Source organism: Pseudomonas spartinae, from assembly GCF_965197125.1.
Classification (GTDB): domain Bacteria; phylum Pseudomonadota; class Gammaproteobacteria; order Pseudomonadales; family Pseudomonadaceae; genus Aquipseudomonas; species Aquipseudomonas composti_A.
In genome coordinates this window covers 57,836-77,079 of record NZ_CBDAMB010000015.1, presented here as the reverse complement: position 1 = coordinate 77,079, position 19,244 = coordinate 57,836, and the positions used below count along the sequence as shown (strand labels likewise).

The 19,244-nt window shown below is 64.2% G+C and carries 17 protein-coding genes; 3 read left to right on the top strand and 14 right to left on the bottom strand.

Features of this window, described 5'->3' with window-relative positions:
- Positions 1–64: 64 nt before the first annotated feature.
- From ACN8M7_RS23580 to ACN8M7_RS23535, 10 genes are all read right to left on the bottom strand, one after another.
- Complete coding sequence (locus tag ACN8M7_RS23580) at positions 65–1,789, bottom strand: hybrid sensor histidine kinase/response regulator (protein ID WP_490262342.1); 1,725 nt, start codon at positions 1,787–1,789, stop codon at positions 65–67.
- Complete coding sequence (gene ercA, locus ACN8M7_RS23575; RefSeq protein WP_490262341.1) at positions 1,773–2,936, bottom strand: alcohol dehydrogenase-like regulatory protein ErcA; 1,164 nt, start codon at positions 2,934–2,936, stop codon at positions 1,773–1,775. The genes ACN8M7_RS23580 and ercA overlap by 17 nt, the downstream gene beginning before the upstream one ends.
- A 77-nt stretch (positions 2,937–3,013) precedes the next feature.
- Positions 3,014–4,972: an alpha/beta hydrolase family protein gene (locus ACN8M7_RS23570; protein WP_490262340.1), complete on the bottom strand. Its 1,959-nt coding sequence runs from the start codon at positions 4,970–4,972 to the stop codon at positions 3,014–3,016.
- Positions 4,960–6,114, bottom strand: a complete 1,155-nt coding sequence (gene pqqE / locus ACN8M7_RS23565; RefSeq protein ID WP_490262339.1) for a pyrroloquinoline quinone biosynthesis protein PqqE — start codon at positions 6,112–6,114, stop codon at positions 4,960–4,962. Before pqqE ends, ACN8M7_RS23570 begins: the two co-directional genes overlap by 13 nt.
- Entirely contained in the window at positions 6,086–6,364 is a 279-nt protein-coding gene (pqqD, locus tag ACN8M7_RS23560) for a pyrroloquinoline quinone biosynthesis peptide chaperone PqqD (protein ID WP_061242357.1), read from the bottom strand. The genes pqqE and pqqD overlap by 29 nt, the downstream gene beginning before the upstream one ends.
- 31 nt (positions 6,365–6,395) lie before the next feature.
- On the bottom strand, positions 6,396–7,148 hold the full coding sequence (pqqC, locus tag ACN8M7_RS23555) for a pyrroloquinoline-quinone synthase PqqC (RefSeq protein ID WP_061242355.1): 753 nt from the start codon (positions 7,146–7,148) through the stop codon (positions 6,396–6,398).
- A gap of 28 nt (positions 7,149–7,176) precedes the next feature.
- Complete coding sequence (pqqB, locus tag ACN8M7_RS23550) at positions 7,177–8,091, bottom strand: pyrroloquinoline quinone biosynthesis protein PqqB (protein ID WP_490262338.1); 915 nt, start codon at positions 8,089–8,091, stop codon at positions 7,177–7,179.
- Positions 8,092–8,138: 47 nt separating this feature from the next.
- Positions 8,139–8,210: a pyrroloquinoline quinone precursor peptide PqqA gene (gene pqqA, locus ACN8M7_RS23545; protein ID WP_003243383.1), complete on the bottom strand. Its 72-nt coding sequence runs from the start codon at positions 8,208–8,210 to the stop codon at positions 8,139–8,141.
- A 462-nt stretch (positions 8,211–8,672) separates the two neighbouring features.
- Positions 8,673–10,193: an acetaldehyde dehydrogenase ExaC gene (gene exaC, locus ACN8M7_RS23540; protein ID WP_490262337.1), complete on the bottom strand. Its 1,521-nt coding sequence runs from the start codon at positions 10,191–10,193 to the stop codon at positions 8,673–8,675.
- Between the two features lie 329 nt (positions 10,194–10,522).
- Complete coding sequence (locus tag ACN8M7_RS23535) at positions 10,523–12,298, bottom strand: methanol/ethanol family PQQ-dependent dehydrogenase (RefSeq protein WP_061242349.1); 1,776 nt, start codon at positions 12,296–12,298, stop codon at positions 10,523–10,525.
- Between the two features lie 205 nt (positions 12,299–12,503).
- Here ACN8M7_RS23535 and ACN8M7_RS23530 point away from each other — a divergent pair, with 205 nt between their 5' ends.
- Positions 12,504–12,890 carry a hypothetical protein gene (locus ACN8M7_RS23530; protein WP_061242347.1) on the top strand — a complete coding sequence of 129 codons (387 nt, stop codon included), beginning with the start codon at positions 12,504–12,506 and terminating at the stop codon, positions 12,888–12,890.
- Positions 12,891–12,995: 105 nt separating this feature from the next.
- Here the strand turns inward: ACN8M7_RS23530 and ACN8M7_RS23525 are convergent, their stop codons facing one another.
- Genes ACN8M7_RS23525 through pedF form a run of 4 tightly spaced genes read right to left on the bottom strand, consistent with a single transcriptional unit; the run spans position 12,996 to position 16,097 of the window.
- Entirely contained in the window at positions 12,996–13,925 is a 930-nt protein-coding gene (locus ACN8M7_RS23525; RefSeq protein WP_490262336.1) for a quinoprotein relay system zinc metallohydrolase 1, read from the bottom strand.
- 54 nt (positions 13,926–13,979) lie between these two features.
- Positions 13,980–14,729: a quinoprotein dehydrogenase-associated SoxYZ-like carrier gene (locus ACN8M7_RS23520; protein WP_490262335.1), complete on the bottom strand. Its 750-nt coding sequence runs from the start codon at positions 14,727–14,729 to the stop codon at positions 13,980–13,982.
- A 27-nt stretch (positions 14,730–14,756) separates the two neighbouring features.
- A complete protein-coding gene (locus ACN8M7_RS23515; protein ID WP_490262357.1) occupies positions 14,757–15,629 on the bottom strand; it encodes a substrate-binding periplasmic protein in 873 nt (290 codons plus the stop codon).
- Positions 15,630–15,677: 48 nt separating this feature from the next.
- Positions 15,678–16,097, bottom strand: a complete 420-nt coding sequence (gene pedF, locus ACN8M7_RS23510; RefSeq protein ID WP_061242341.1) for a cytochrome c-550 PedF — start codon at positions 16,095–16,097, stop codon at positions 15,678–15,680.
- A 350-nt stretch (positions 16,098–16,447) separates the two neighbouring features.
- On the opposite strand from pedF, the gene exaA reads away from it, so the two are divergent.
- Both exaA and ACN8M7_RS23500 read left to right on the top strand, forming a co-directional pair.
- Entirely contained in the window at positions 16,448–18,310 is a 1,863-nt protein-coding gene (gene exaA, locus ACN8M7_RS23505; RefSeq protein ID WP_061242339.1) for a quinoprotein ethanol dehydrogenase, read from the top strand.
- Between the two features lie 114 nt (positions 18,311–18,424).
- A complete protein-coding gene (locus ACN8M7_RS23500; RefSeq protein ID WP_061242337.1) occupies positions 18,425–19,084 on the top strand; it encodes a pentapeptide repeat-containing protein in 660 nt (219 codons plus the stop codon).
- Positions 19,085–19,244: the final 160 nt, after the last annotated feature.

The window sequence follows — 19,244 nt, the reverse complement described above, 5'->3', positions numbered from 1 at the left end:
GGGACGAGGTAGCCAATAGACAGCCCCAAAATCGCTCAGGTTCACTCCGCCAGCCGGCTGCCGTTCACGCGTCCATCAGCAGCTGGCTGAGCACCGCACGCAGCTTGCCGGGCTTGACCGGCTTGTTCAGCAGCGGCGCGCCCAGGCTCTGCAGCTCACGGCGACAGGCATCACTGCGGTCGGCGCTGATGATCAGTGCCGGAATCGGCCGGGAGAATTCGTCACGTAGCTGCTGGATCACCTGGCAACCGAGCACGCCGTGATCGAGGTGATAATCCGCCAGGATCACCTCCGGCGCCCTGCCCTGCAGTCGCTGCAGCGCCTCAGGAAAATCGACCGCCGTGACCACCTCGCAGCCCCACTGGCCGAGCAGCGCGTCCATGCTATGGAGGATGTCCACCTCGTTGTCGATCACCAGCAGACGCCGCCCCGGCAAGGGATTGCCGAGAATCGGTTGCGCCACGGACGGCGCCTGACGCTGCGGCATGGCCTGCGCCAGTGGTACGCGGATGCTGAACACCGAGCCTCGCCCAGGCTGCGAACGGACCTGTACCGGATAACCCAGCATGCGCGCGATGCGCTCGACGATGGCCAGGCCCAGGCCGACCCCCTTGCGCTCAGCGGCGCGGCCGACCTCCAGCTGATTGAACTCGAGGAAAATCTTGTCCAGCTGATCCACCGCGATGCCGCGGCCGCTGTCCCACACCTGCAGTTCGACAAAATCTCCACGGCGGCGTGCGCCGAGCAATACGCCGCCGCGCTCGGTGTAACGGCAGGCATTGCTGAGGAAATTACGCAGGATGCGCGTCAGCAGGCGGAAATCGGTGAGCACCGCATAGTCGGCGATGCGTACGCGCAGACGCAGGTCATTGGCGCTGGCGACGCTGTCGAACTCAGAGGCCAGCGGCGCCAGCAGCTCTTCGAGACGATAGACGTCGACATCCGGCTTGATCGCCGCCTGATCCAGCTTGGAGATATCCAGCAGATCGGCGAGCAGATCTTCGGCGCCTTCCAGCGCCAGATGGCTGCGCTCGACCAGATTGTGCTCGGCGCTCGGCAGTTCACGCTCACGCAGGGTGGAGATCAGCAATCGCGCCGCGTTGAGTGGCTGCAGCAGGTCGTGACTGGCCGCAGCCAGGTACTTGTCCTTGCTGCGGTTGGCCGCCTCGGCGGCGTCGCGCGCCTCACGCAGCGCCAGTTCGATGCGCTCGCGCTCCTCGATCTGGCGCTGCAGGTTGCGGTTCGATTCGAGCAGCTCATAGGTGCGCGCGGCGACGCGGCGCTCCAGCTCGTCGTTGAGTTGTTGCAGACGTTGCTGCGCCTGCTTGCGCTCGGTGATATCGGCGACGAAGCCCTCGAAGACGCCCTCGCCTTCGGGCTTGAGCAACAGGTTCATCAGCACGTCGATGGTGCTGCCATCGCGCCGCCGCAGACGCGTTTCATAACCGAGCAGGGCCTGGCCCTGGCTCAGGCGGTTTCGAATCACCTCCAGCTCATCGAAACCGCCGACGAACAGATGCCGGGCCAGATCGCTGAGCGACCACAGCACCTGCTGCGGATCGTCATAACCGAGCATACGCGCCATCGCCGGATTGGCCGCCAGCACGCCGTCCTGCAGACTGGCCTGGATGATGCCGTGCACGGCGTGCTCGAACAGCCATTTGTAGCGGTTGCGCTCGGTTTCCAGCTCTTCCAGACGCGCCAGCAGCTCGGGGTAATGACTCTTGCGCGCCGACTGGCTGCCCAGCCCCAGCAGCCCTGCCAGCGCTTCGTCAGAGCGCCTCGCCATAGACCACCTCGACATCTCGCTGAGTCGACTCGCGCGGATTGGTCAGGATGCACGGGTCATCCATCGCATGGCTGGACAAAAACGGAATGTCCGAGGTGCTCACGCCATGCAGGCCGAGCGTCTCGCGGAAACCCATGGCGTGCTTGAAGGCGATCAGGTGCTCGACCAGACGCTGGCGGATCTGCGCGTGGTTGAGGCCACGGCAATCGATACCCAGGGTTTCGGCGATGACCTTGAAGCGCTCCGGCGCCGCGCTGTAGTTGAATGCCACCACGTGCTCGACCAGCACAGCGTTGCACAGGCCGTGCGGCAGGTCGAGAAAACCGCCCAGGCTGTGGCTCATGGCATGCACCGCGCCGAGGATCGCGTTGGAGAAGGCCAGACCGGCCTGCATGCTGCCGAGCATGATTTTCTCGCGCAAAGCGATATCGCCCGGGTTGGCGATCATCTGCACCAGATTGCCGTTGATCAGGCGCATGGCTTCCAGCGCATGGGGGTCGGTGAGCGGGCCATGGCCGGTGGAAACGAAGGCCTCGATGGCATGCACCATGGCGTCAATGCCGGTACAGGCGGACAGGAACGGGTCCATGCTCAGCGTGGTTTCCGGGTCGATCAGCGACACGTCCGGCACCACCGCCTTGCTGACGATGGAGAACTTCATCCGCTCCTGCTGGTTGGAGATGATCACGAACTGCGACACATCGGCGGAGGTGCCGGCGGTGGTCGGGATCAGGATCAGCGGCGGGCTGGGCACACGAATGGTGTCCACGCCCTCGAATTCGAGAATGTTGCGGCCGTGGGCGACGACGATGCCGATGCCCTTGGCGCAGTCCATCGGGCTGCCGCCACCGACAGCGACGATGACGTTGCAGCCCTCGCTGCGATACAGCTCGGCGCCCTCCATCACCTCTTCCACGCGCGGGTTGGGCGAGACGCTGGTGTACAGGCAGTAAGCGATGCCCTGAGCCTGCAGGCTGGCCTCAACGTCACCAGCCCAACCAGCGGCGACCACGCCGGGATCGGAAACGATCAACACCTTGCGCGCGCCGAAGGTCTTGGCGTAATTGCCGACGTTATGCCGAGAGCCGGCACCAAAGATGATCTCGGGGGAAACGAACTTGCGTAGTTGATTCAAATCGTGGCTCATACAACGGCCTGATATTTCTTGTTATGGAGTGGCGATCAGCCTACTGCATTGCTGGGTTTATGCAATGCGACCTGCGATCAGCTAAGGCGGTGAAAAAAGGCATGCTCGGCGCGCAGCGCCTCGGCCAGATTGGCGGCCTGGCGAAAACCGTGGCGTTCGTCGGCGAACAGGTGATATTCGACCGGCAAACCACCTTGGCGTAACGCCTCGACCATGCTTTCGGTCTGGCTTGGCACCACCACGGCATCCAGCCCACCCTGAAAGAAAATCACCGGCACCTTGATCCGATCGGCCTGTAATACAGGGGTACGGCGTCGATAGCGCTCAGCATCCTGCTGCGGGTCGCCAATCAGCCAGTCCAGGTAATCGGCCTCGAACTTGTGCGTCAGCCGGCGTAGCGCCAGTGGGTCGCTGACGCCATAGAGGCTGGCGCCGCCGCGCAACTGCGGCAGCTCGACCAGTGCCCGCAAGGCGCTGAAGCCGCCAGCGCTGCCGCCGCGCACGAACACGCGCCGAGGGTCGATACGGCCGTCGTGGACCAGGGCGTCGATGGCGGCGCGCATGTCCTGCACCTCCAGTTCGCCCCACTGGCCAGCCAGACGCAGGCGATAGTCGCGACCATAACCGCTGCTGCCGCGGTAGTTGAGATCGAGCACGGCGAAGCCGCGCAGCGTCCAGAAGGCGATGCGCGGATCAAATACCGGGTAGCAGGCCGAGGTCGGGCCACCGTGCAGGAAGATCACCAGCGGTGGACGCTCCACGTTTGCAACGCAGGAGTAGAAAAACCCATGGCTACGCTCGCCCTCCGCCACCGCACAGCTGAATGGCCGAGGGCGTGAGAGCTGCTCTTCGGGTAACGGCTGCTCGCCACCGGCCAGTATCCGCACGGTTCCATCGCTGCGGAGAATGGCAAGCACCGCCGGCAGGCGATCCGGGGCGCCGGCAATGCAGTAGAAATGCTCGTTGTCGGCAGCCAGGGAGCGGAAGCGGGTAAACCCTTCGGCCAGCCGCCGCTCTACGTAAGGTGCGACGGGCGTACCGACTGCGTTGCCAGCAAGATCGTTGGTGCTCACAACCTGGTCGGCCCCGCGCGCGCCTACCAAGACGCCCGTGCCTTGCTCGAAACGCGTCAGCAGCAGCTCATCATGCGCAAGCGGCAAGTAGCTGCGACCGCCCAGCTGCCAGGGCGCCGGCGCGTGATCGCAGGGCGCGGCATCGCGCCTTGCGTCGTCATCGACGCACTCGGGCTGCCACCATCCGCTGCGGTCGCTCAACACCCATAGCCGGCCCAATGCATCGAAACGTGGTTGCTGCAGGGATCGATCCCCCGCCTCACCTGACAACACCCGGGTGCGCTCGCCGGACTCGCGCCGACACAGGCGCGTGGCAACCCAGGGCTGATGCGGGCGATCCCATTCGATCCAGGCCAGACGCTGGCCAGTGGGGTCAGCCACCGGCGCAGCGTAGAAATCAGCGCCTTCGACCAATACCTCGCGCTTGCCGGTCAGGCCGATGCGCACCAGGCGATGCACCACCGCGCCCGCCTCATGGCTCTCCTCAACCGCCAGCAACGCCTGCCAGGCGGGCACGAAACACAGGTCGCCATAACGGCAGTTGACGCCAGCCGTCAGCGCCTGCGGCTCATTGTTCGTAGGAGCGGCTGTGCGGTATTGCGCTTGAGCCGCGAATCTTTGCGGATCAGGAGAAATCGCGGCTGAAGCCGCTCCTACCATCTCCGGCATCGGCAGGTGGTAGATTTGCTGATCACGCTCATTGACGAAGGCCACGCCGTGCTCGGTGGCGCAGCAGGCGCCGCCACCGTACTCGTAGACGCGACTGCGCACGGAGAACCCTGGCGGGGTCAGTTCACGTAGCTGCTCGTCACGCCAGAAGAACAAGCCGCAACGCGCCATCTGCGGGTCGAACGCCACCCACAGCACGCCGCCGTGAGCCGCATGCAGCTCGGCGAAGTCGGCGCTGGCTGCAGCGGCCTGCTCGGCGCTCCAGATCGAATCGGGATCGGTCACACCTTGCATATGATCCGCGAGGCCTTGTCGTTGCGGTACTGCAACGCCTCCAGCCCGAGTGGCGCCTCGTCGGCTTGCTGGCGCGCGGCGAGGATCACGTCATGGTGCGCCGACTTGCTGCACACCGGGTCGGCGTTGCTGGCATCACCAGTGAGCATGAAGGCCTGGCAGCGACAGCCGCCGAAATCCTTGTGTTTCTCATCGCAGCTGCGGCATGGCTCGGGCATCCAGTCGTCACCGCGAAAGCGATTGAAACCGAAGGAATGCCGCCAGATATGCTCGATGCTGTGTTCGCGCACGTTGGGGAACTGCACCGGCAATTGCCGCGCACTGTGGCAAGGCAGCGCCGTGCCGTCCGGGGTGATGTCGAGAAACAGGTTGCCCCAGCCGTTCATGCAGGCCTTGGGGCGCTCCTCGTAGTAATCCGGGGTGACGAAGATCAGCTTGCACGGATGATTCTCGGCCGCCAGCTTGTCGCGCCACTGGTTGGTGATGCGCTCGGCGCGATCGAGCTGTGCGCGGGTCGGCAGCAGGCCAGCACGGTTGAGCTCGGCCCAGCCGTAGAACTGGCAGGTAGCGAGTTCGACGAAATCCGCCTCCAGCTCCAGGCATAGTTCGATGATGCGCTCGATATTGTCGATGTTGTGCCGATGGGTAACGAAGTTGAGCACCATCGGATAGCCATGCGCCTTGACCGCACGGGCCATCGCCAGCTTCTGCGCGAAGGCCTTTTTCGAGCCGGCCAGCAGGTTGTTGACCTCCTCGTCGGCGGCCTGGAAGCTGATCTGGATATGATCCAAGCCAGCGTCGGCGAACTCGGCGATACGTGCTTCGGTCAGGCCGATACCGGAGGTGATCAGGTTGGTGTAGTAGCCCAGGCCACGCGCGGCTTTGATCAGCTCGGCCAGATCCTGGCGCACCAGCGGCTCGCCGCCGGAAAAGCCCAGCTGCGCCGCGCCCAGCTCACGGGCCTGGCGAAACACCTCGATCCATTCGGCAGTCGACAGCTCGGCGCCCTGCTTGGCGAAATCCAGCGGGTTGGAGCAGTACGGGCACTGCAGCGGGCAGCGATAGGTCAGCTCCGCCAGCAGCCACAACGGCGGCCCTGGCTCATGACCTGCCTTAGCGAAGCTCGATCCAGAACTGAGCATGGGCCACCTCCATGAAGGCGAGGATGTCTTCGTCGATGCCCGGCACATCGGGGAAACGCTGGTGCAGGTTACCGATGATCTCGGCCACCGAGCGCTTGCCGTCGACCTGCTGGAGAATCTCGCTGGCACTGTCGTTGAGCTTGATCATGCCTTCCGGATAGAGCAGTACGTGGCAGCCCTGCGCCGGCTCGAATTGCAGGCGAAAGCCACGGCGGATGGCAGGCACGTTGGGCAGGATTGAGATGGTCATGCTTCTGACTCCTGGCTAGTACGCACGAAACTCATAGCGCGATCCCCCGATGCCAGGCGCGCGCTTCGGTCACCGTGTGATACGGCGGACGCTGCAGCTCGTAAGCCATGCTCATGGCGTCGAGCATGCTCCACAGCACATCCAGCTTGAACTGCAGGATATTCAGCATGCGCTCCTGTGATTCGCGGGTGCGGTAGTGTTCGAGGGTGATGCGCAGGCCATGCTCGACATCACGCCGTGCTTCGCTCAGTCGTTTGCGGAAGTAGTCGTAGCCGGTGGCGTCGATCCACGGGTAGTGCTGCGGCCAGGCATCCAGGCGCGACTGGTGGATCTGCGGGGCGAACAATTCGGTGAGCGAGCTGCTGGCCGCTTCCTGCCAACTGGCGCGACGCGCGAAGTTGACGTAGGCATCGACGGCGAAACGCACACCAGGCAGCACCAGCTCCTGCGACAGCACCTGCTCGCGGTCTAGACCGACCGACTCGGCGAGACGCAGCCAGGCTTCGATACCGCCCTCCTCACCCGGCGCACCGTCGTGGTCGAGGATGCGCTGGATCCACTCGCGGCGCGTCTCGCGATCCGGGCAATTGGCGAGGATCGCCGCATCCTTCAGCGGGATATTGACCTGGTAGTAGAAGCGGTTGGCCACCCAGCCCTGAATCTGCTCGCGGGTGGCGCGCCCTTCGTACATGGCGCGATGAAACGGGTGATGGATGTGGTACAGCGCGCCCTTGGCGCGCAGTGCCTGCTCGAATTCGGCAGGGCTCATGGCAGGTTGGCTCATCGGCTCTCCGGATTTTTCTTGTAGCCCGTTACAGGTGGATGCTCATGCCGTCGAATGCGACCTCGATACCTTGCGCGTCCAGCTCGGCGCGCTCGGGCGAGTCCAGATCGAGAATCGGGTTGGTGTTGTTGATATGGATGAGGATCTTGCGTGCGGCCGGCAGGCCATCGAGCACCTCGATCATCCCGCCCGGGCCGCTCTGGCACAGGTGGCCCATTTCGCTGCCGAGCTTGTCGCCCACTTCGCACACGCGCATCTCGTCGTCGCGCCACAGCGTGCCATCGACCAACAGGCAATCGGCGCGGCGCATCCAGCTCAGCAGATGTTCGTCCACCTGGCCCAGGCCAGGGGCGTAGAACAAGCTGCGCCCGCTGCGGCTGTCCTCGATGAACAGGCCGATGTTATCGCCCGGATGCGGGTTGCCCCGGTGCGGCGAATACGGCGGCGCGCTGCTGCGCAGGGCGATGGCGGTGATGTTCAGCGCCGGGCAGGCGGGAATGTTGAAAGGCTCGGCATCCAGCTCGATCAACCGGTGCTGCAGGCCACCGTTCCAGTGGCTGAGCATGTTGAACAGCGGAAAGCCCGTGGTCAGATCCTGATGCACCATCTCGGTACACCAGACCTGGTGCGGGCAGCCCTCGCGCAGGGTCAAGAGGCCCGTGCAGTGGTCGATCTGGCTGTCGAGCAAAACGATACCGGCGATTGCCGTGTCGCGCAGCTTGCGCGCCGGCTGCAGCGCCGGGAAGGCTTCGATCTGCGCGCGGATGTCCGGCGAGGCGTTGCACAGAATCCACTGCTCGCCGTCATCGGAAATGGCGATGGACGATTGCGTGCGCGGCTGCGCGCGCAGGGTGCCGGCCCGCACGCCACGGCAGTTGTGGCAGTTGCAGTTCCATTGCGGGAAGCCGCCGCCAGCGGCGGAGCCGAGAATCTGGATATGCATGGAAGTCACCAGCAGGGATGCCCCGGACGAACCGGGGCCAGGAGCGATCAACGGTTGGCGAAGTACATCGTCACTTCGAAGCCAATGCGCAGATCGGTGTAGGCGGGTTTAGTCCACATGGTGCGGTCCTCTTGTTATGAAGCCGGGGCATTCCGGCAACCCCATTAAGCCCCCGCCAGGCAAGAGGCCAAATGGTACTTTGGGATGAGTCAGCACTGGCATTGGTAGGTGCGTCCATTTAGTAGGAATGGATCGCGCCATGAAGGTTCCAGCGATCGCCCGACCTGAAACATGTGCCAATACAAAGCGCTTGGCGGAGTATGGATGGCGCATTCGCGATCAGGGTGAGCGCGATGTCGGTCAATATCGCGGATAAATCCGCTCCTACCGGTCAGGCGCGCCGTTTCTGCAGGAGCGGACTTATCCGCGATCACGCTCAAGCAGAGGCAGAGCCAAACCTCATCGCCAATAAAAAACGCGGCCGAAGCCGCGTTGCGATAAGGGCCTGCTGCCGATCTGGAGCATCGCCAAGGTTACAGGCCACACGCTGGAGCGAACGTGTGGCCTCTTGGGTCTGCGACTTAGAAGAAGCCCAGCGGATTGATGTCGTAGCTGACCAGCAGGTTCTTGGTCTGCTGGTAGTGATCGAGCATCATCTTGTGGGTTTCACGCCCGACCCCGGACTTCTTGTAGCCGCCGAAGGCAGCGTGCGCCGGGTACAGGTGGTAGCAGTTGGTCCACACGCGACCGGCCTTGATCGCACGGCCCATGCGGTAGGCCACGTTCATGTCGCGGCTCCACACGCCGGCGCCGAGGCCGAACTCGGTGTCGTTGGCAATCGCCAGGGCTTCGGCTTCGTCCTTGAAGGTAGTCACGCCGATCACCGGGCCGAAGATCTCTTCCTGGAACACGCGCATCTTGTTGCTGCCCTTGAGCAGGGTCGGCTGGATGTAGTAACCGCTGGCCAGGTCGCCTTCGAGTTTTTCCGCCGCGCCGCCAGTCAGCACCTGGGCGCCTTCCTGCTGGGCGATCTCCAGGTAGCTGAGGATCTTGTCGAACTGCTGCTGCGAGGCCTGGGCGCCGACCATGGTCTCGGTGTCCAGCGGGTCGCCACGCTTGATCTGCTTGACCTTCTTCATCACCTCGACCATGAAGGCGTCGTAGATCGACTCCTGCACCAGCGCGCGCGACGGGCAGGTGCACACCTCGCCCTGGTTGAAGAAGCCCAGCACCAGACCTTCGGCGGCCTTCTCGATGAAGGCCGGCTCGGCGTTCATGATGTCGGCGAAGAAGATGTTCGGCGATTTGCCGCCCAGCTCGACGGTGCTCGGGATGATGTTCTCGGCGGCGCACTTGAGGATGTGCGAGCCGACCGGGGTGGAGCCGGTGAAGGCGATCTTGGCGATGCGCTTGCTGGTGGCCAGCGCTTCACCGGCTTCGCGGCCGAAGCCCTGGACGATGTTGAGCACGCCCGGCGGCAGCAGGTCGCCGACGATTTCCGCCAGCAGGGTGATCGACAGCGGCGTCTGCTCGGCCGGTTTGAGCACGATGGCGTTGCCGGCCGCCAGGGCCGGCGCGAGTTTCCAGGCGGCCATCAGCAGCGGGAAGTTCCACGGGATGATCTGCCCGACCACGCCCAGCGGTTCGTGGAAGTGATAGGCCACGGTGCCGTCGTTGATTTCGGCGGTGCTGCCTTCCTGGGCGCGGATGCAGCCGGCGAAGTAACGGAAGTGATCAGCGGCCAGCGGTACGTCGGCGTTGAGGGTTTCGCGCACGGCCTTGCCGTTGTCCCAGGTCTCGGCCACAGCCAGCAGCTCGAGGTTGGCTTCGATGCGGTCAGCGATCTTCAGCAGGATATGCGAGCGCTCCTGCACACTGGTGCGGCCCCAGGCATCGGCGGCGGCATGCGCGGCGTCCAGCGCCTTGTCGATGTCGGCGGCGTTGGAGCGGGGGAATTCGGCGATCACCGAGCCATCGACCGGGCTGGTGTTGCTGAAGTACTGACCACTGAGCGGGGCGACGAACTCGCCACCGATGTAGTTGCCGTAGCGCGGCTTGAGGGTGACGACGGCGCCTGCGGAACCCGGTTTCGCGTAAATCATGATGCTGACCTCTCTTGTTGTCGGAGCTCGCTGCCAATCGGGAAGCGAGTCATGGTTCGATCTTAGGAAGCCCCCGAAAACCTCGGTATGCGCCCATGGCACAGATCGTCTCGTCATTTGGTAGTAGAGCAGCACGGACGGTCTGCCACGGGCCTTTGGCAGCGAGGCACAAGGCTATGGAAGCTAAAGGCTAGACCCGTTCGCCGCGTCTTGCGTTCCCAGCGGATAAATTCACCCGCGGCATTTCGCAGCAGCGGCAAGCCGCGCGGCAGACGCCAGAAACGACGATGGCCGGACAAAGTCCGGCCATCGTCTGACGCTTCAACCAATCAGTGCTTGGCCACCAGCTCCTTCGGCAGCTTGAAGGTCCACAGCATGCCACCCTGGTTCAGGTGTTTGATGCGCTTGGCCACCTCGCCGCCCCACAGCGGTACCGCACCACCCCAGCCGGACAGCACCGAGACATATTGCTCGCCGTCCATCTCCCAGGTCACCGGCGAGCCGATCACGCCCGAGCCGGTCTGGAATTCCCAGACTTTCTCGCCAGTCTTGGCATTGAACGCTTGCAGGTAACCTTCCGGATTACCGGTGAACACCAGGTTGCCCTTGGTGGTCAGCACACCGCCCCACAGCGGCGCGTAGTTGGTCTGGCGCCAGACTTCCTTGCCGGTTTTCGGGTCGATGGCGCGCAGCACGCCGATGTATTCCTCGTTGAGCGGCTTGATGGTGAAGCCGGCACCCAGATAGGCCGCGCCCTTCTTGTAGGCGATGTCTTCATTCCAGATGTCCATGCCCCACTCGTTGGAAGGCACGTAGAACAGGCCGGTGTCCTGGCTGTAGGCCATGGGCATCCAGTTCTTCGCACCGAGGAAGGCCGGGGCGGAGAATACGCTCTTGCCCTTCTCCTTGGCGCTCGGCGAGCCAGGACGGTTGCTGTCGTCGTAGATCGGCCGACCATTCTTGTCCAGCCCCTTGGCCCAGGTGATCTTGTCGACGAAGGGGAAGCCACGGATGAACTTGCCGTTGGTACGGTCGAGCACGTAGAAGAAACCGTTACGGTCGGCGCTGGCCGCGGCCTTGATGGTTTTGCCGCCTTCCTGGTAATCGAAGGAGATCAGCTCGTTGACGCCGTCGAAGTCCCAGCCGTCGTGCGGCGTGGTCTGGAAGTGCCACTGGATGCTGCCGTCGTCCGGGTTCAGTGCCAGGCGCGAGGAGGAATAGAGGTTGTCGCCCGGGCGCAGGTGCGAGTTCCACGGCGCCGGGTTGCCGGTGCCGAAGAACAGCAGGTTGGTGTCGGCATCGTAATAGCCGCCCAGCCATGGCGCGGCGCCGCCGGTCTTCCACAGGTCGCCCGGCCAGGTCTTGCCGGCCTCGCCACCACTGATGCCGTTCTCGATGGCCTTGCCATCTTTGTAGACGTAGCCCATGTGACCTTCGACGGTCGGGCGGCTCCACAGCAGATCGCCGTTCTTCGGGTCGTAGGCCTCGATCTTGCCGACCACACCGAACTCGCCACCGGACACGCCGGTGATCAGCTTGCCATTGACCACCAGCGGCGCTGCGGTGATCGAGTAGCCGGCCTTGTGATCGGCCACGTTCTTGCGCCAGACCACCTTGCCAGTGTCCTTGTTCAGCGCCACCAGCTTGGCGTCGAGGGTGCCGAAGATCACCAGGTCGTCATACAGGGCGACGCCACGGTTGATCACGTCGCAGCACGGGCGGATATCGTCCGGCAGGCGCGCTTCGTACTGCCACAGCTCACGGCCGGTGCGTGCATCGACGGCGAACACCCGCGAGTAGGAAGCGGTGACATACATCACGCCGTCCTTGATCATCGGCTGCGCCTGCTGGCCGCGCTGCTTCTCGCCGCCGAAGGACATGGTCCAGACCGGGCGCAGTTCCTTGACGTTCTGGTCGTTGAGGATGCTCAGCGGGCTATAGCGTTGGCCCTGCAGACCGAGACCGTTGGTGACGATCTGGTCGGTGGTGGTGGCGTCCTTGAGAATCTCGGCGTCGGTGACCGCCAGCGCGGCGGCGGACGGCAACAGCATGGCGGCACAGAGTGCGGTGAGGAGGAAGGGCTGGCGAAGACCGGCGTGTTTCATTGCGGCTACCTCTGCGGGTTCATTGTTATTGCCGGGAAATTTTCCCGGTCTGCCGCAAATTCTTGGCTCGCACAGGCCTGCCAACAATTGCACCCCCAGCCGATTTTCCTCGTTCCTTGGTAGCAATACCTGCATCGACGCGATTGCAGTGGTCACCGCTTTGCCCGACACTTGGCCGCCCCGCACCTATCGACCGGAGACGCCCGTGCCCCACCCACGCCAGGAAATTCTCGATCATCCCGATGCGCTGGACTGCACGGTCTATCGTCCCGACGAGCAGGATCCGGATGCCGAAGAGCAGGACCTGGGCGATGGCAAGGTCCTGATCACTGGCGCCTTCGAGCCACCGCAGGACTGGGATGCACACCAGCGCGAGGACTACTACGGCGAGGAAGACCCCACCCACTTCGTCACCGCCCATATCGAGTGCCTGGCCAAGCCGGCCACCAAGGCGTTCTTCATGCCCGAGAGCGGTGACTACGTAGCCGTGCAGTCCAGCCTGGATGAGGTGGTGATGTATTACGTCTACGACCACGAAGAGACCGAGCACGGCCGTCATTACGTAATGATTCGTGACGACGAAGAGCTCTGATCGCTGACCGTGGGAGGCGCTTTAGCGGCGGCGCTCTTGTGCGCAGGTCGCGGCTAAAGCCCCTCCCATAAGCGAGACCTGTGGCCTGAGCGACACCTCTGGTTGCTAATCCTGACGATCCACGCGCGCCATGGCATTGCGCTCGTAGCGCGGGTAGAGGTGGCTGACGCTGCGGATCAGCTCATAGCGCGACAGGTTGACCTGGGCGAAACGCTCGGGGATGGCCGCACGGATCAGCTCGTTCATCTCCGCGCCCTGCTCCGCACCCTGGCGCAGCAGGCCGTCGAGCCAGCTCAGGTAATCACGCATCTGCACGAACGGCGCCGCATCGGTGGTCACTGGGCCATGGCCGGGTACGATCTGCTTCCAGGGCAGCGCTTCGAGCCGATCCAGATCGGCCAGCCAGACATCCAGCCCCGGGCTGTTCGGCGTGGTCAGCGCACGCTGGTAGAACAGGATATCGCCAGCGAACAACACGCCGGTACGCTCATCGAGAATCGCCAGGTCGGCGCCGGTATGCCCGCGCAAGGCCAGCAGCTGCAAGCGTCGCCCGCCGATCTCCAGCTCGCCCTCCTGCACTTCTTCGTTGGGCAAGACCACCTCGGTGCCGCGCATCCAGTCGCCGACCAGGCGATACATGTTCTCCGCCATGGCATCGCCCTGCTCGGCCAACAACCGGGTGGTCTCGGCTAACGCCGCGATGGGCACCCCGGTGAAGGCCTGGTTGCCCAGCACATGATCGGGGTGATGGTGGGTCAGCAACACGCGCACCACCGGTTTGCCGGTGGTTTTCTCGATGATCTGACGCAACGCCTCACCGTAGCGGCGCGACGGGCCGGTATCGATCACCACCACGCCGTCAGCGGTTTCGATGAAACCGATATTGACGATATTGCCGCCGTTGTCCGCAGCGAAATTATCGGTACTGCCCTCCAGCAGCCAGACGCCATCGGCGATCTGCCGGGGTTGCAAGTGGTAGTCGAGCGCCTGGGCCAGGCTGGCGAGCAGGCACGTCATCAATAGCATCCAGCGCATGGAAGCCTCCTAGATGGGGTTGGTGCGCACGGCGCACCCGACCGGTCGCAGCGTTCAGAACGCGGCCTGGAATTCGTTGCCGTTGTTGTCGCGCAGCCACAGTTCGGCGTGCTGGTCGCCGCGCAGGTCGAAGGTCAGCGTCGGATTTTCGCTGACGGCCGGGAACAGCTCGATGCGCCCCAGCACCTGGCCATCGGCATCACGCAGCTCGGCTTCTTCGATGTAGAACTCGGGGATACCGTCGACCAGGCCGTTGTCCATCGGGTGCGAGACCTGCAGGCGCAGGCGGCTGTCCTCACCGCGCACGAAGCGCTTGCCCAGCACCTGGCCCAGGCGTTCCTCCCAACCGCCTTCGGCACGCACCACACTGGGTGCGGTGCAACCGCCGCCCGCGGCCTCGATGCGCGCCGAGCCGATATGCCAGACACCATCGTCGGTGAGCACCGCCGCGCGAATCGGCGTGGCCTGCTCGACGCGGATACGGATGGCCAGACTCGGCTCAAGCTCCGCGCCGGGGGTGAAATCGAGAATGCGCGGGATGGGGTTGAGTTCGGCCCAGGCCAGAATGCGTTTGACCTTGCCGCGGTAGGCACTGGCGTCGATCTGGATCGGCACCTGGCGGGCATCCTCGGCGAAGGGCGGCACCTCGAGGCGAATCCTGTCATCGAAGACGAAGGCCTCACCGTTCAGCAGGCGCTGGTGGTAGTAATCCCACATCACCGAGGTGACCGGATCGGGCACGGCGGCCCGCGCCTCCCAGGCCCAGGCAAACATGGCCAGCAACATCAGGCTGCGCCAATCCATCGTTCACCTCCGCTGCGGCCCAAACCGCTATTGGTATTGTTCAGGCTTCTCATAGCGCAGCCCGTAGCGCGCGTACAGGCGCTCGAGCGAGCCATCGAGAATCATGTTTTCCAGCTGTTCTTCCAGGGCATAGGCCAGTTGCCGATTGCTCTCGTGCACCGCCATGCCGATCTCCCAGATCTGCCGGCCCATGTCCGGGTAGGCGTTCTCGGCCAGCGCCAGCTTCGGGTCGTGCGCCTCGTGCAGCAGCCAGTCCACTTCGCCGCGCAGGGCCATCACCGCATCCACCTCACCGGCACGCATCGCGGCGAAAGCCAGGGTCGGCGACGGGTAGTGGCGTGCCTGCGAGCGCAGCAAGCCCTCACGCGCGGAACTGAGGTAGAACGAAGGCACGCTGTCCACCTCGACGCCAATCGGATGCGTCTGCAGTGCATTGATGCTTGGCACCTCGGCCAGGCGACGGCGGTCGAACGCCAGTTGCCAGCGCTCGCGCTGATAGGGGCCGAACATCACCACGCGCTCGTTGACCAACTCGCCCAGTTCGTTGCGCATCTGCGCGTAGTCACGGTCGTAGGGCACGCGCAGCATCAGGTCGGCCAGCTCGCCCTGGGCGGTGACCCGGCCACGCCAGATGTAGTCGCGCAGATCATCGTCGAGCTTCTCGCCGGGCGGCGCCCAGATCACCTGCAGCGTCAGACCCAAGCCCTCGGCCAGCGCCTTGGCCAGTTCGTAGTCGACGCCACGCGGCTGGCCATCCTGCTCGTAGCTGTACGGCGGGAAGTCCTGGTACAGCGCCACGCGCAATACGCCCTCTTCCACGATGCGGTCGTAGTCACGCACCTGTGCCTGGGCTGCGCCCAGGCACAACAGCAGAGTGCTCAGCAGGATCAGCCGACGCATGACCGCGAAGGTCGTGAAGCACGAGCGCAGCAGAGTGATCATCAAGCGCTACTCCTCGACGTGCACGCTCTCCAGGTAGCTGCGCACCGCCCACAGGGCTTCCTGGCTCAGGTAGTCGGCCATCTTCGGCATGTACACGCGACCATCGCGCACTGCACCGTGAATAACCCGCTCCTTGAACCATTCATCACCGCTGGCACCCAGCTCCAGCAGGCGCAGGTCTGGCGCGATACCGCCGGACTTGGCTTCCAATCCATGGCAGGCCGCGCAGTTCTGGTTGTACGCGGAGGAGCCGATCTCGATGGCGCGCGGGTTGTCGCGGTAGGGGTTCTCGTCCAGCCATTGCTCACCCAGCGGCTCCAGGCCATCGGTGTTGACCGCCTGCGGCACCACGTCGCCGTGCGCCCAGAGGGTGGTCGACGCGGTGAGCAGCACCAGCGCCAGAGTGGATTGGATCTTCTTGTTCATGGCCAGGACCTCATCTAATGCACGCAAGACAGCCCGTTCAGAGCTCGTGGCGACCATCTTAGAAAGGCCGCGCAGCGCACCGAATGCTGCTTTGGTGGTCGCGCTCTAGTCCCTTGGTAGTAGGGCTTGGGAGGGGGTATTACCGATGCCTTGGCAGCAAGGCCAAGTCATGTGCCAACCGGGAAATCCTCCCGGTAAGGGCGGGAGTTTTTCCGTAGGCGCCAAGGAAGCACGGTTCCACCATCAGCTTGCCCCTGCAGACCCTCTCCAGAAGCGTCGGCGATGACCACGCGGATCGCTTTCTTGCGGTGAGCTGCGGCGACCTACCACCTCCAATGGGAAGCACAACGATGACAACAAGAAACCTACCCAGCACCCCACGCCCCCTGGCGCTTGCCCTGATGCTGGCCGGCGGCCTGGCGCTGAGCCAGGGCGCGATCGCCAAGCCGGTCACCTGGGACGACATTGCCAACGACCACACCACCACCAACAACGTGCTGCAGTACGGCATGGGCACCAACGCCCAGCGCTGGAGCCCACTGGCTCAGGTCAACGCCGACAACGTGTTCAAGCTGACCCCGGCCTGGAGCTACTCCTTCGGTGACGAGAAGCAGCGCGGCCAGGAGTCGCAAGCCATCATCCACGACGGTGTGGTCTACGTCACCGGCTCCTACTCGCGCGTCTTCGCCCTCGACGCCAAGACCGGCAAACGCCTGTGGACCTACAGCCACCGCCTGCCCGACGACATCCGCCCGTGCTGCGACGTGGTCAACCGTGGCGCCGCCATCTACGGCGACAAGATCTACTTCGGCACCCTCGACGCCCGCGTCGTCGCGCTGAACAAGGACACCGGCAAGGTGGTGTGGAACAAGAAGTTCGGTGATCACTCCGGTGGCTACACCATGACCGGCGCACCGACCATCGTGAAGGACGGCAAGAGCGGCAAGGTACTGCTGATTCACGGTAGCTCCGGCGATGAGTTCGGCGTGGTCGGCCGCCTGTTCGCCCGCGACCCGGACACCGGCGAAGAAGTGTGGATGCGCCCCTTCGTCGAAGGCCACATGGGCCGCCTCAACGGCAAGGACAGCACCCCTACCGGCGACATCAAGGCGCCGAGCTGGCCGGATGACCCCAATCACCCGACCGGCAAGAAGGAAGCCTGGAGCCAGGGTGGCGGCGCCCCGTGGCAGAGCGCCAGCTTCGATGCCGAGACCAACACCATCATCATCGGTGCCGGTAACCCGGCCCCGTGGAACGGCTGGGCACGTACCAGCGACGGCGGTAACCCGCACGACTACGACAGCCTGTACACCTCCGGCCAGGTCGGCGTCGACCCGACCACCGGCGAAGTGAAGTGGTTCTACCAGCACACCCCGAACGATGCCTGGGACTTCTCCGGCAACAACGAGCTGGTGCTGTTCGACTACAAGGACAAGGACGGCAAGGTCACCAAGGCCACCGCTCACGCCGACCGCAACGGCTTCTTCTACGTAGTCGACCGCGCCAACGGCAAGCTGAAGAACGCCTTCCCCTTCGTCGACAAGATCACCTGGGCCAGCCATATCGACCTGAAGACCGGTCGCCCGGTCGAGAACGAAGGCCAGCGCCCGCCGAAACCCAAGCCCGGCGAAAGCAAGGGTGAGGCGGTCGAGGTCTCCCCGCCCTTCCTCGGCGGCAAGAACTGGAACCCCATGGCCTACAGCCAGGACACCGGTCTGTTCTACGTGCCGGCCAACCACTGGAAGGAGGACTACTGGGCCGAGGAGGCGCACTACAAGAAGGGCTCCGCCTACCTGGGCATGGGCTTTCGTATCAAGCGCCTGTTCGATGACCACGTCGGCATCCTGCGCGCGATGAACCCGACCACCGGCAAGGTCGCCTGGGAACACAAGGAGCGCCTGCCGCTGTGGGCCGGCGTGCTCGCCACCAAGGGCAACCTGGTGTTCACCGGTACCGGCGACGGCTACTTCAAGGCCTTCGACGCCAAGAACGGCAAGGAGCTGTGGAAATTCCAGGTCGGCACCGGAATCATCTCCCCGCCCATCACCTGGGAACAGGACGGTGAGCAGTACATCGGCGTGACTGCCGGCTACGGCGGCGCCGTACCGCTGTGGGGTGGCGACATGGCCGAGCTGACCAAGCCGGTCGCCCAGGGCGGTTCCTTCTGGGTGTTCAAGCTGCCGAGCTGGGACAAGGCAACCGCCAAACGCTAGAGGCTGAACGCATGGCGCACCTGGGTGCGCCATGCGCCTTTGCCTGTAGGAGCGGCTGGGCGGCATTCCGTTTCAGCCGCGAAGCTAATCAGGCCATCACCCCGAGGACTCGCCATGAACTACCTGCCTCTACTCATTCCAGTCGTACTGCTGGTACTCGGCAGCCACGCCATCGGCGCCGAAACCGACAACGACGGCGTGCCGCAGATCAACGGCTGCCGCATCGAACCCGACAGCCAATGCCCCAACGCCAACCTGCGCGGCGCTGACCTGCGCAACCTCGACATGCGTCGCATGAACCTGTCCGGGGCCGATCTCTCCGGCGCCGACCTGCGCCATACCAACCTCGACCTGGCCAATCTGGAAAAGGCCAAGCTGCGTGGCGCCAATCTCAACCGCGCCAGCCTGCAGCAAAGCAACCTGCGTCTGGCCGACCTCTCCGGCGCCAGCCTGGTAGCCATCGGCGGCTGGGGCCTGTTTGCCCAGGCAGCGCAATTCGAAGGCGCCGACATGCGCGCCGCCAACCTGGAGTTCGCCCGTCTCTCCGGGGCCAAGCTGCACAACGTCCAACTGCAGGCGGCCAATCTGGAGATGACCTGGCTGAGCAAGGCCGATCTCAAGGGCGCGCACCTGGAAGATGCCAACCTGCAAGAAGTGAAGCTCGGCGGCTCCAACCTGGAGAACGCCAACCTCACTGGCGCGCGCACCCGCTTCGGCAACTTTCAGGACGCCAACATGCCCGGCTGCGTGCAATGCCCCAAGGGCTGGGACTGAGCCCGATCCCGGTAGGAGCGGCTTCAGCCGCGATGCGCTCGTGAATATCGCGGCTAAAGCCGCTCCTACACCCCTTGCGAGCACCAGGCCAAACGCCTCGCCCTTTCGCCCTGAAGTAAAACAACCTGAACCATGCCCATACAGAGCAATCCCTTCTTAG